10 protein-coding genes are annotated in these 12,986 nt (G+C 67.2%); 9 read left to right on the forward strand and 1 reads right to left on the reverse strand.

Annotated features, from left to right (window positions below):
• Window positions 1-23: 23 nt before the first annotated feature.
• The 9 genes from LTI14_RS12555 (at window position 24) to LTI14_RS12595 (ending at window position 12,397) form a co-directional block, all read left to right on the forward strand.
• Complete coding sequence (locus LTI14_RS12555) at window positions 24-1,526, forward strand: DUF1538 family protein (RefSeq protein ID WP_241470316.1); 1,503 nt, start codon at window positions 24-26, stop codon at window positions 1,524-1,526.
• Window positions 1,526-1,843: a P-II family nitrogen regulator gene (locus LTI14_RS12560; protein WP_241463596.1), complete on the forward strand. Its 318-nt coding sequence runs from the start codon at window positions 1,526-1,528 to the stop codon at window positions 1,841-1,843. The genes LTI14_RS12555 and LTI14_RS12560 overlap by 1 nt, the downstream gene beginning before the upstream one ends.
• Window positions 1,844-1,962: 119 nt before the next feature.
• Window positions 1,963-5,409 carry a pyruvate carboxylase gene (locus tag LTI14_RS12565; protein WP_241476714.1) on the forward strand — a complete coding sequence of 1,149 codons (3,447 nt, stop codon included), beginning with the start codon at window positions 1,963-1,965 and terminating at the stop codon, window positions 5,407-5,409.
• A 349-nt stretch (window positions 5,410-5,758) separates the two neighbouring features.
• Window positions 5,759-8,014, forward strand: a complete 2,256-nt coding sequence (locus LTI14_RS12570; protein WP_241476715.1) for an MMPL family transporter — start codon at window positions 5,759-5,761, stop codon at window positions 8,012-8,014.
• 60 nt (window positions 8,015-8,074) lie between these two features.
• Complete coding sequence (gene fbaA / locus LTI14_RS12575; protein ID WP_241463599.1) at window positions 8,075-9,097, forward strand: class II fructose-bisphosphate aldolase; 1,023 nt, start codon at window positions 8,075-8,077, stop codon at window positions 9,095-9,097.
• Window positions 9,098-9,316: 219 nt separating this feature from the next.
• A complete protein-coding gene (locus LTI14_RS12580) occupies window positions 9,317-9,736 on the forward strand; it encodes a hypothetical protein (protein ID WP_241470313.1) in 420 nt (139 codons plus the stop codon).
• 155 nt (window positions 9,737-9,891) lie between these two features.
• Window positions 9,892-10,314: a DUF3151 domain-containing protein gene (locus LTI14_RS12585; RefSeq protein WP_241463601.1), complete on the forward strand. Its 423-nt coding sequence runs from the start codon at window positions 9,892-9,894 to the stop codon at window positions 10,312-10,314.
• Window positions 10,315-10,350: 36 nt separating this feature from the next.
• The gene (locus LTI14_RS12590; RefSeq protein ID WP_241470312.1) at window positions 10,351-11,001 is read left to right on the forward strand and encodes a thymidine kinase; all 651 of its coding nucleotides are present in this window, start codon (window positions 10,351-10,353) and stop codon (window positions 10,999-11,001) included.
• A 106-nt stretch (window positions 11,002-11,107) separates the two neighbouring features.
• Window positions 11,108-12,397 (forward strand): adenylosuccinate synthase, encoded by a 1,290-nt coding sequence (locus LTI14_RS12595; RefSeq protein ID WP_241463603.1) that lies wholly within the window; start codon window positions 11,108-11,110, stop codon window positions 12,395-12,397.
• A 16-nt stretch (window positions 12,398-12,413) separates the two neighbouring features.
• Here the strand turns inward: LTI14_RS12595 and LTI14_RS12600 are convergent, their stop codons facing one another.
• Window positions 12,414-12,986 (reverse strand): signal peptidase I, encoded by a 573-nt coding sequence (locus LTI14_RS12600; protein WP_241476716.1) that lies wholly within the window; start codon window positions 12,984-12,986, stop codon window positions 12,414-12,416.

The following is a 12,986-nucleotide window of genomic DNA, read 5'->3' on the forward strand; positions in this document are numbered from 1 at the left end:
CAGCTGCACGGGAGGGATCTGATGTGAAGCTGCTGGGTTCGCTGCGACGACGGTTCATCCACGCGCTCAGGGCACTTCTGCCCATCCTTCTGGTCGTCGTCCTCTTCCAGGCCGCGGTCTTCCGACAGGTCCCGGAGGGGGCCGGCTCCATCCTCATCGGGCTGTTGATCGTCGCCGCGGGGATCGCGCTCTTCCTCGAGGGACTGGAGCGCAGCGTCTTTCCGGTCGGGAAGTCGATCACCAACAAGCTGGTGAAGACGGCGTCGTTGTGGAAGCTTCTTCCCTTCTGCTTCTTCATCGGGTTCGCAGCGGTCATTGCCGAGCCGGCGCTGATCTCGGTCGCAGATCAGGCGGAGCTGGTCAGCGAGGGCCGGATCAACAGCATGACGCTGCGATTCGTGATCGCGCTGAGCGTGGGGCTTGTGATGGTGATCGGCGCGCTGCGTGTGTTCCTGGGCTGGGCCCTGCACAGAGTCCTGCTCATCGGCTACACCGTCGTCATCGGGCTGACCCTGATCTCACCGGAGGAGGTCGCCAGCCTGGCCTACGACTCCGGTGGGGTCACCACGAACATCGTCACGGTCCCGCTCATCGCGGCGATCGGCATCGGGATGGCCGCCTCTATCACCGGCAGGAGTCGCCTCGGAGACGGATTCGGTCTCGTGGCGCTGTGCGTGATGGTTCCGATGATCAGCGTCCAGCTCTACGGGATCGTGGTCTATCAGTTCGGAGATGCCGCGGCCGTCGTCTCGACTGACTCAGCGGATGAAGCGGCATGGTGGCTGGATCTGCTGGTGGGCCTGATGACCGTTGTTCGCGACGTGCTTCCGGTGATCGCCGTGGTGCTGTTCTTCCAGTTCGTCGTGCTGCGCAGGAGACTCGGCAATCCCATCGGGGTCACTGTCGGCTTCGCGATGGTCGTCCTCGGCCTCTACGGGTTCATCGTGGGGCTGCAGATCGGACTCCTGCCGATGGGCAGTCGGATGGCGGAGCAGCTCATCGAGACGGACCAGGTCCTGCTCATCGTCGCCTTCGGCGTGCTGATCGGGTTCGCCACGACCATGGCAGAGCCTGCGCTGATGGCCATCAGCGAGGAGGCGCAGGAGATCTCCGAGAAGCGTCTGAGCGCGAACACGCTCAGGGTCCTGGTGGCCTGCGGCGTCGCGGTGGGCATCGGAGTAGGCGTGCTGCGGATCTTGACCGGGGGGTCATTCGTGGCGATCATCATCGGGCTGTACCTGCTCGCGCTGCTCCTGCTGCTGCTGGCGCCGAAGGACCTGGTTCCGCTCTCCTTCGACCTCGGTGGAGTCACCACCAGCGAGATCACCGTCCCGCTGATCACCGCTCTGGGAATCGGCCTGGCTACGGCGACGCCCGGCAGGGACATGCTCATGGACGGTTTCGGGCTCATCGCGTTCGCCTCGGTCGGTCCGGTCATCGCGGTCCTCGCCTATGCTTGCGTCGTGAGATTCGCCGCCACGGCGCAAGCTCGAAGATCTTCATCGACCGCCCCCAAGGAGACCTGATGCCGCACCGAGTCGTCTTCGTCGTGATCCCGGACGATCAGGAGGAGAGAGCCATCTCGTTGGTCGAGGACGCCGGAGCGACCGGCGTGACAGCGCTGTCGGCCCGAGGCGTGGGCGCTCATCCGCACAAGACGTTCTTCGGGGTCCGCTTCACGGGCGCGCAGTCGGTGCTCATGATGGTCGTGCAGGAGGAAAAGGTGCAGCCCATCACGGACTCCCTGCATCAGGTCCTCTTCAAGCGCGGGGAGTCTCACGGCATCTGCTTCTCGGTCCCGGTGGATCAGATCTCGGTGCCGGGCCTCTCACACCACGAGTGAACACGAGGAGACCCGCGCGACTGAGGGAGACCCTCCTCCTCGAACCCCCAGCCCGGTAGGATCGCTCCAACGCCGCCACAATGAGGTGGCGGCGCCACGAAGTGAGGGAGACCGCAGTTATGTTCTCGAAGATCCTGGTCGCCAACCGCGGGGAGATCGCCATCCGCGCGTTCCGCGCCGGCGTCGAACTCGGCGCGCGCACCGTCGCCGTGTATCCGCATGAGGACCGCAACTCCTTCCACCGGCAGAAGGCCGACGAGGCCTACCGGATCGGCGAAGAGGGCCACGCCGTCCGCGCCTACCTGAACATCGAAGAGATCATCCGCGTCGCCAAGGACGCCGGCGTGGATGCCATCTACCCCGGCTACGGCTTCCTCTCCGAGAACCCTGACCTGGCCCGAGCCTGTGACGAGGCGGGCATCACCTTCATCGGTCCGCCTGCCGACGTCCTGGAATCCACCGGAGACAAGGTCAAGGCCCTGCGTGCCGCGAAGAAGGCCGGAGTCCCGGTGCTGCAGAGCTCCGAGCCCTCCAAGGACACCGAAGAGCTCATCAAGGCCGCCGAGGAGATCGGCTTCCCGATCTTCGTCAAGGCCGTCGCCGGCGGCGGCGGACGCGGCATGCGCCGGGTGGACAAGCGTGAAGACCTCGCCGAATCGCTGCGCTCGGCCATGCACGAGGCCGAGACCGCCTTCGGCAACCCCACCGTCTTCCTCGAACAGGCTGTCCTGCGTCCCCGCCACATCGAGGTCCAGATCCTGGCCGACGGCGAAGGCAACGTGGTCCACCTCTTCGAGCGCGACTGCTCGCTGCAGCGCCGCTACCAGAAGGTCGTGGAGATCGCCCCGGCCCCGCACCTGGACGAGGACATCCGCCAGGCGCTGCACCGCGACGCCGTCGCGTTCGCCAAGGCCATGAACTACCGCAACGCCGGCACGGTGGAGTTCCTCGTGGACACCGTCGGTGAGCGCGCCGGGCAGCACGTGTTCATCGAGATGAACCCGCGCATCCAGGTGGAGCACACCGTCACCGAAGAGATCACCGACATCGACCTGGTCTCCGCCCAGATGCGCATCGCCGCAGGGGAGACCCTCGAAGACCTCGACATCCGGCAGGAGGACCTGCGCGTGCGCGGATCCGCCATGCAGTGCCGGATCACCACCGAGGACCCGGCCAACGAGTTCCGCCCGGACATCGGCACGGTCACCGTCTACCGCTCCGCCGGCGGCTCCGGCATCCGGCTCGACGGCGGCACCGTCTACGCCGGCGCCGAGATCAGCCCGCACTTCGACTCGATGCTGGTCAAGCTCACCGCCCGCGGCCGCAACCACCAGACCGCCATCGCCCGCGCCCGTCGCGCGCTCTCGGAATTCCGGATCCGCGGGGTCGCCACCAACATTCCGTTCCTGCTCAACGTGCTGGATTCGCCGGAGTTCCTCGCAGGGGACGTGGCCACCGACTTCATCGACGCCCACCCCGAGCTGGCCAAGATCAACCGCTCCCAGGACCGCGGCTCCAAGGCCCTGCAGTACCTGGCCGACGTCACCGTGAACCAGCCCTACGGCCCCCGGGTCGAAGGCATCGACCCGCGCGACAAGCTCCCGCACTTCCCCGGCGACAAGCGCGACGAGCCGGACCGCAGTCCCTTCGACGGCCCCTCGGACCACCCCAAGCCCGACGGTTGGCGCCAGGTCCTCATCAGCGAGGGCCCCGAGGGCTTCGCCCGGAAGCTCCGCGAACAGACCGCGCTGGCCGTCACCGACACCACGTTCCGTGACGCCCACCAGTCGCTGCTCGCCACCCGCGTGCGCACCCGCGACCTGCTCGCCGCCGCGCCCGCCGTCGCGCATGTGACCCCCGATCTGCTCTCGGTCGAGGCCTGGGGCGGCGCGACCTACGACGTCGCGCTGCGCTTCCTCTCCGAGGACCCCTGGGACCGGCTGCGCCTGCTGCGCGCTGAGCTGCCGAACATCCCGATCCAGATGCTGCTGCGCGGCCGCAACACTGTGGGCTACACCCCCTACCCGCTGGAGGTCACCGACGCCTTCGTGGCCGAGGCCGCCGCCACCGGGGTCGACATCTTCCGGATCTTCGACGCGCTCAACGATGTGAACCAGATCGTCCCGGCCATCGAGGCGGTCCGCAAGACCGGTACAGCCGTGGCCGAGGCCGCCATCTGCTACACCGGCAACCTCTCCGACCCGGATGAGGACCTCTACACCCTGGACTATTACCTCGGCCTGGCTGAGCAGATGGTCGACGCCGGCGCGCACATCCTCGCAATCAAGGACATGGCCGGGCTCCTGCGTCCTTCCGCGGCGAAGACCCTGGTCACCGCCCTGCGGGAACGCTTCGACCTGCCCGTGCACCTGCACACCCACGACACCGCCGGCGGACAGCTGGCCACCCTGCTGGCCGCCGCCGAGGCCGGGGTCGACGCCGTCGACGTCGCGGTGGCCTCGATGGCGGCGACCACCTCGCAGCCTCCGGCCTCGGCGCTCGTGGCAGCCCTGGAGCACACCGAGCGCGACACCGGGCTGGGCCTGGAGGCCGTGGCCTCCATGGAGCCCTACTGGGAGGCCGTGCGCTCGATCTACACGCCCTTCGAATCAGGGCTGACCAGCCCCACCGGCCGGGTCTACCGGCACGAGATCCCGGGTGGTCAGCTCTCGAACCTGCGCCAGCAGGCCATCGCGCTGGGCCTGGGGGAGCGGTTCGAGAACATCGAGGACATGTACCACGCAGCCGACACCATGCTGGGCCGGCTGGTGAAGGTCACCCCGTCTTCGAAGGTGGTCGGGGATCTCGCGCTGCAGCTGGTCGGCATGGACGTCGACCCCAAAGAGTTCGAGGCGAACCCGCAGAGCTTCGACCTGCCCGATTCGGTGATCCAGTTCCTCGCCGGACAGCTCGGAGACCCGCCAGGCGGGTGGCCCGAGCCGTTCCGCTCAAAGGCGCTGGAAGGCCGCACGATCAAGCCGCTGGATCAGGATCTCACCGAGGAGGACTCCGCAGCGTTGCGCTCCGACGACGCCGCCGTCCGGCGTCGCACGCTGAACCGGCTGCTCTTCCCCGGCCCGACCAAGGACTTCGAGGCCGCCCGGGACAAGTACGGCGACGTCCAAGTCCTGCACACCCGGGACTTCCTCTACGGAATGCGCACCGGCTACGAACACGTCATCTCGCTGGGCAGAGGTGTGCGGCTGCTGGTCACGCTGCAGACCGTCTCAGACCCTGACCCCAAGGGTGTGCGGACCGTCATGTGCACGCTCAACGGGCAGGCCCGCCAGGTCGGCGCCCGGGACGACTCCGTGGAAGCCACCGTGGCGGTCGCCGAGAAGGCCGACGCCTCCAAGTCGGGCCATGTCGCCGCACCCTTCGCCGGAGCGGTCACGCTCACGGTCGAGGAGGGTGACACCGTGGAGGCCGGACAGAACGTGGCCACCATCGAGGCGATGAAGATGGAAGCTGGGATCACCACCCAGGTGGCGGGCACCGTGACCCGAGCGGTGATCAGCGGGGTGCAGCAGGTCGACGGCGGAGATCTGCTCGTCGTCGTCGAATAGTCAGCACGCGAGCACCTCACCCTCTGCTCGACGCCGCCGACCGCGCAGCGTCACCTGAGCCACCTCCGGGCCTACAGGTGACGCTGCGCGTGCCGCGTCTCCGCGTCCCGCGCGAAGCGAGCCGAGATGTGGGGGGAGTCGACAGTCGCATCTCGCACGCCCACCCAAGCCTGGGAATCTGCTACAAATTAGAAATACTCGAGCGCAGTACAGTGTCTTCGTCAGATGTCTTCCACGCAGGGATCAACACCTGCCGGTGAAGGCCGAGGTTATGCCCGTACAGTGCAGCGTTTCGTGCCACGTGGCGCGGCGCAGCGTCTAGGTACGGCGGGAACGATAGCGAGAAGACGTGAAGAACAAGACTCAGCAGGGGCGCAGCCGCACCCAGCCCGGCTGGATCCGGATCCTGATCCCCGCGATTCTGGTGCTGGTCTGGCTCGGGGTGACCGCCGTGGGCGGTCAGACCTTCGGGAAGGTCAGCGAGGTCACCACCAATGATCAGACCACCTTCCTTCCCGCCGACGCGGAGTCCACCCAGGCGCTCGAACTCAGCCAGGGCTTCTCCGACGATGACTCCGTCCCGGCGACCCTCATCGGTGAACCCGCCGGCGGTGAGGTCGATGAGCAGGCGCTCGCCTCCCTGGAGGCTCTGGTGGGCGAGATCAACGAGCTCGGCGGCGTCGACCGCTCCCTGCCCCCGCAGGTCTCCCAAGATGGGGAGGCCTTCCAGGTGCTGGTGCTCATGGAAGAGGCCGCGGTCGAGGACGGTGCTGTCGAAGAGCTGCGCAACCTCGTCGATTCCGAGCTCACGGAAGATGAGTGGACCACCCACGTCACCGGACCGGCGGCGCTCTCCGATGACTTCGCCAACGCCTTCGCCGGCATCGACGGGCTGCTCCTGCTGGTCGCCGTGATCACGGTCTTCGTCATCCTGGTGGTGGTCTACCGCTCGGTGCTGCTGCCCTTCCTGGTGCTGCTCTCCTCCATCGCCGCGCTCTCCAGCGCCATCACCGTGATCTTCCAGATGGCCAAGTGGGAGTGGATCACGCTCAACGGCCAGGCCCAGGGCATCCTCTCGATCCTGGTCATCGGCGCCGCCACCGACTACTCGCTGCTGCTGGTCGCCCGCTACCGCGAAGAGCTGCTCGCCCGAGAGAACCGCTTCGATGCGCTCTGGGAAGCCTGGCGCCGCTCCACCCCTGCGATCCTCGCCTCCGGCGGCACCGTGGCCGCCGCGCTGCTCTGCCTGCTCTTCTCCGATCTGAACTCCAACCGGGCACTGGGCCCCGTGGCCAGCACCGGCATCGTCTTCGCGATGCTCGCCACGCTGACCTTCCTGCCCGCGATGCTCGCGCTCTTCGGCCGTCCGGTCTTCTGGCCCAAGGTCCCGCATGCGCCCAAGCCCGCCGTGGAGGAGGCCCTGGCCGCGAACCCAGACCTGGAGACGCGCCGCACGAAGCACACCTCGCGGCGTCGGACCCTCTGGGCCGTGGTCGCGGAGAAGGTCCGCGCCCGTCCCCGGTTCATCTGGCTCGTGGTCACCGGCCTGCTGCTCATCGCCTCGGTGGGCGTGCTGGATCTGCGCGCCGAGGGCGTCCCGCAGTCGGAACAGGTGCTGGGCCAGACCGACGCCAAAGATGGCCAGGCGATGCTCGAGGAGCATTTCGATGCCGGCACCGGTGCCCCCGCGAACGTCTTCGTGCCTGCGGATGAGCTTGCCGCGGCACTCGAGATCGTCGATGCCCGCGACGGCGTAGGCGAGGTCTACGCGGTGGCCGAGAACGGCGCACCGGCCCAGGGACCTGAGGATGCCAATGAGGTCGACGGCTACAACCAGCTCTCGGTCACGCTGACCGACTCCGGGGACTCCCTCGAGGCTGAGCGCACCATCGGGGAGCTCCGCGAGGAGCTCAACGCGCTCGACGGCGAAGCGCTGGTCGGCGGCACCACCGCCACCCAGCTGGACACCAACGAGACCGCCCAGCGTGACCTGATCACGATCATCCCGATCGTGCTGCTGGTCATCCTGGCCTTCCTGATCGTGCTGCTGCGCTCAGTGACTGCCCCGCTGATCCTGCTGGTCACCACGGTGCTCTCCTACACCGCAGCACTGGGCATCTCCGCGCTGGTGTTCAACTACATCTTCGGATTCCCAGGAGCCGACCCGACGGTGCCGCTGTTCGGCTTCGTCTTCCTCACCGCCCTGGGGGTGGACTACAACATCTTCCTGGCCACCCGAGCCCGGGAGGAGACCATCCGCCGCGGGCCGAAGGAGGGGCTGCTCTACTCACTGGTCATCACCGGCGGAGTCATCACCAGCGCCGGCATCGTGCTGGCCGCGACCTTCGCCGCCCTGGGCGTGCTGCCGCTGATGTTCATGGTGCAGCTGGCCTTCCTGGTCGCCCTGGGCGTGCTGATCGACACCTTCATCGTGCGTACCCTGCAGGTCCCGGCGATCGGCGTGGACCTCGGTCACCGGTTCTGGTGGCCCTCGAAGATCGGCAGAGGCGACCGCTGGAGCAACGACCCTGTGACCACGTCGGGACCTGAAGATTCTGCAGATCGAGCGAAAGATTCCTCGGCTCTGGCGGCTCAACCCCGATAGGATGACGGCAGCGCACCAATGACGTTGCCGTCTCTGACTTATGCAATAAGGAGCTCACACGTGGCTATCGCAACCCCGGACAAGTACAACCAGATGATCGATTCCGCGAAGGCTGGCGGCTACGCCTACCCCGCGGTGAACGTCACCAGCTCGCAGACCCTGAACGCCGCCATCCGCGGCTTCGCCGAGGCCGAGTCTGACGGCATCATCCAGGTCTCCACCGGCGGTGCCGCGTACTGGTCCGGCGCCAGCGTCAAGGACATGGTGGTCGGCTCCCTGGGCTTCGCCGCCTTCGCCAAGCAGGTCGCCAAGAGCTGCGGCGTAAACATCGCGCTGCACACCGACCACTGCCCCAAGGACAAGCTCGACGGGTTCGTGCTGCCGCTGCTCGAAGCCTCCGAGGCCGAGGTCAAGGCCGGACGCGACCCGATCTTCAACTCCCACATGTGGGACGGCTCCGCAGAGACGCTCGAGGAGAACCTGCGCATCGCCGCCGAGCTGCTTCCCCGCAGCGCGGCCGCCAAGCAGATCCTCGAGGTAGAGATCGGGACCGTCGGCGGCGAAGAGGACGGTGTGGAGAACGCGATCAATGAGAAGCTCTACACCACCATCGAAGACGCCACCGCGACCATCGAGGCGCTCGGCCTGGGCGAGCACGGCCGCTACATGACCGCGCTGACCTTCGGCAACGTCCACGGCGTGTACAAGCCCGGCGGCGTGAAGCTGCGCCCGGAGATCCTCAAGGCGATCCAGGAGGAGGCCGCCGTGAAGTACGGCAAGGCGGCACCCTTCGACCTGGTCTTCCACGGCGGTTCCGGCTCCTCCGAGCAGGAGATCTCCGACGCGGTCTCCTACGGCGTGATCAAGATGAACATCGACACCGACACCCAGTACGCCTTCACCCGCCCGGTGGCCGGTCACATGCTCGCCAACTACGACGGCGTGCTGAAGATCGACGGCGAGGTCGGGAACAAGAAGACCTACGACCCGCGCGTCTGGGGCGCCAAGGCCGAAGAGTCCATGGCCGCCCGCATCGTGGAGGCCTCCCAGCGCCTCGGCTCCGCCGGCAAGTCCATCAAGTAATACTTCTCGCTCAGCGTCCCGCGCCGAGCAACGACGACGACGGTGGCCGTCCCTTCTCGGCGAAGCGGCGGCCGCCGTCGTCGTTCCCAGCCGACCGGGCCGCTGACTGGTCCCGAGCGTGGGAATGGCCGCGCCCTCGGTAGGGTTGAGCCTTGGGAAATCGTCTTCAACGGCCGCCGTCTCAGGCGGCCGGACGTCCCCAACAGGTCGGAGAACCTCATGAACATGTCCACGATCGCGCTGCGCACCGTCCCCGGTGCCTTCATCCTCAACGCCGGGATCGGCAAGCTCGGCCTTGATGCCGATTCCGCCGCCGGCATGCAGGGCATGGCCGCCACCGGCGTGCCCGCAGTCAAGCAGCTCTCGCCGGAGCAGTTCGGCAAGGCTCTGGCATGGGGAGAGATCGCCCTCGGCGGCGCGCTGCTGGCACCCTTCGTGAGCAACCGGGTCGCAGGTCTCGCACTCGGCACCTTCACCGCGGGCATGCTCAGCATGTATTTCCGCAATGACGGCATGACCCAGTCCGACGGCGTCCGCCCCACCCAGGACGGCACTCCGCTGGCAAAGGACGCCTGGCTCGCTGCGATCGCCATCGCCCTCGTCGACTCCGGCAAGAAGTCCAGCCGCAAGAAGAAGTGATCCGCGCAGCCACATCAGGCGGCGGCCCGCTGGAGTCCAGGCGGGCCGTCGCCGGGCTCCGGCCGAGATCTTCACGTCGAGAGGGCCGCGCAGCCCGTGCGGGAGCGGCTTTGGATGCGAATCCCGGTGAGGAATCTTGGCAGTAGGATGTGGCCATGAGCATCGTTGGTCAAAATTTGATGGAGCCGGAGCCCACGCTGCTTCCGGCTGAACCCGAAGTCTCCGAATCGCTGGCCACCGGCGAGGAGCCCGTGGATCTCGCGGCGAAACACCCGGAGTCCTCCCTGGTCTGGGCGCTGCTCGCAGAGGACGCGCTGGACCAGGGATACACCGTGGAGGGCTACGCGTACGCCCGGGTCGGCTACCACCGCGGCCTCGACGTGCTGCGCCGCTCCGGCTGGCGCGGTGCCGGCCCTGTGCCGTGGAGCCACGAGCCCAACCGCGGCTTCCTGCGTTCCCTGGGCGCGCTGGGCCAGGCTGCGGCCGCCATCGGCGAGACCGCCGAGGTTGAACGCATCACCAAGCTGCTGCGCGACTGCGACGCTTCCGCACCCGAGGCGATCAGCCGCCTGCGCTGAGCCCGGAGCTGTCAAAGCCGAAGGGTTCTTCTGAGAATGGCTAAGCTCTACTTCCGCTATGGCGCGATGAACTCGGGCAAGTCGACCGGGCTGCTGCAGGCCGCGTTCAACTATGAGGAGCGCGGTCAGCGGGTTCTGCTGGCGAAGCCCCAGGTAGACACTAAGGGCGAGGACGAGATCGTCTCCCGTCTCGGCGTGACCCGCAACGTGGACTTCCTGATCCCGCCGCAGGCTCCGCTGCGCGACCTGGTGGCACAGCATGCGGCGGGGACCACGCCGGGAACGTTGCTCGATGACATGGAAGCGGAGTCAGGGGCGCTGAACCGGCAGATCAAACCCGTGGCCTGTCTGCTCGTGGATGAGGCCCAGTTCCTCACCCCGGCGCAGGTGGAGGACCTGCTGCGCATCGCCGTGCTCGATGACGTTCCGGTGCTCGCCTACGGCATCCGCACGGATTTCCGGACGATGGCGTTCCCCGGGTCGGCGCGGCTGATGGACCTCGCCCATGCACTCGAGGAGCTCAAGACCATCTGCCGCTGCGGGCGCAAGGCGGTGTTCAACACCCGACGCGCCGGTGACGCGATCATCTTCGACGGTGATCAGGTCGCGATCGACGGCACCGACATCTGGTACGAATCCCTCTGCGCCGCCTGCTATCTCGAGGCTTCGGGTGGTCGACTGGGCTGACTGTGTCAGGACCAATCCTGGTTTCGGTCGACGTTGGTAGGATCTACAAGGACGCCTTTGCGGTTGCGGGTGCTCCCAGACCAGCTCAGCTCGGGAAAGGACTGCCATGCCAGCCATTGTGATCGTCGGAGCCCAGTGGGGCGACGAAGGTAAGGGCAAAGCCACGGACCTGCTCGGTTCCCGGGTCGACTACGTGGTGAAGCCCAATGGCGGCAACAACGCAGGTCACACCGTCGTCGTCGGCGGCGAGAAGTTCGAGCTCAAGCTCCTTCCGGCCGGGATACTCTCCCCGAACGCCGTGCCGGTGATCGGAAACGGCGTCGTCGTGAACCTGGAGGCGCTCTTCCACGAGATCGATGGCCTCGAGGCGCGCGGCGCCGACACCTCGAAGCTGAAGATCTCGGCCAATGCGCACCTCGTCGCGCCCTATCACCAGACCATGGACAAGGTCACCGAGCGGTTCCTCGGAAAGCGCGCCATCGGCACCACCGGTCGCGGCATCGGTCCCACGTACATGGACAAGGTCGCCCGCCTCGGCATTCGGGTCCAGGACATCTTTGACGAGTCGATCCTGCGGCAGAAGATCGAAGGGGCGCTGCGGCAGAAGAACGAGCTCCTGGTCAAGCTCTACAACCGCCGAGCCATCGCGGTCGATGAGATCGCCGAGTACTTCCTGGACTTCGCCGAGCGACTGCGGCCCATGGTCGTGGACACCACCATCCTGCTCAACGACGCGCTGGACCGCGGCGAAGTGGTACTGATGGAGGGTGGTCAGGCGACCTACCTCGACGTCGACCACGGCACCTACCCGTTCGTGACCTCCTCCAACCCGACCGCGGGCGGCGCGTCCGTCGGGTCCGGCATCGGGCCGACCCGGATCACGCGCTCCATCGGCATCGTCAAGGCTTACACCACACGCGTCGGTGCCGGCCCGTTCCCGACCGAGCTCTTCGACGAGTGGGGCGAGTACCTGCAGAAGACCGGCGGCGAGTTCGGCGTCAACACCGGACGCCCGCGGCGCTGCGGCTGGTACGACGCGGTGATGGCGCGCTACGCCTCCCGCATCAACGGCTTCACCGACTTCTTCCTGACCAAGCTCGACGTGCTCACCGGCATCGAAGAGATCCCGGTCTGCGTGGCCTACGAGGTCGACGGCGTCCGTCAGGACGAGATGCCGATGACCCAGACCGAGTTCCACCACGCGAAGCCGGTCTTCGAGAACTACCCCGGCTGGACCGAGGACATCTCCGGCGCCCGCACGCTGGAGGACCTCCCGGAGAACGCACGGAACTACGTGCTCGCGCTGGAGAAGCTCAGCGGCTGCCGGATCTCGGGCGTGGGCGTGGGGCCTGGCCGCGACCAGGTGATCGCGATCCACGACTTGATCGAGGACTGAGCCAGACCGGTCAGCGTCACTCCACTGAGGTATGGCGCGGCCGGTGCCGTGGAGGCGGTGAGGCGGGAGCAGGGGAAGGCGCAGCGGAGCTGCGCGGTCGATGTTCTTCTCGGGGCCAGAAGGTCCAGCCCACGCCAGCCGCCGCCACGACCGTGATCAGACCCAGCAGGTAGGGGTTGTTGAGCTGGTGGACCGCGTTGGCGATGTGCGGGATGTGGAACAGCGAGAGTCGCGCTTCGGTGATCGTGTACGGGTGAGGATCCTCCGTCTCGTTGGCGTCTCCCTGCATGCGGATGACGCGCTCGGCGGACCCGGCTCCGGGTTCGATGCTCGTCACACGGTGCGTCACTGGAAGCTGGTCGTCTCGGTCGACCGTCAGGATGTCGCCGACCTCCACCTCCTCGGCTGAGATCTCCTGGACGACGGCGACAGCTCCGGTGGGGATCGTCGGTTCCATCGACCCGGTGCGGAACATGATCAGTGAGATGTTCATGGCCCACCCGAGGACGACCAGCAGGATCGAGATTCCGCCGAGGACCGCAGCCAGCCACAGGAAGAGTTCGCCCAGAAGGTGGAGGGCGCGTTTCAT

It is taken from the genome of Nesterenkonia sp. YGD6 (assembly GCF_022565895.1).
Lineage (GTDB): Bacteria > Actinomycetota > Actinomycetes > Actinomycetales > Micrococcaceae > Nesterenkonia.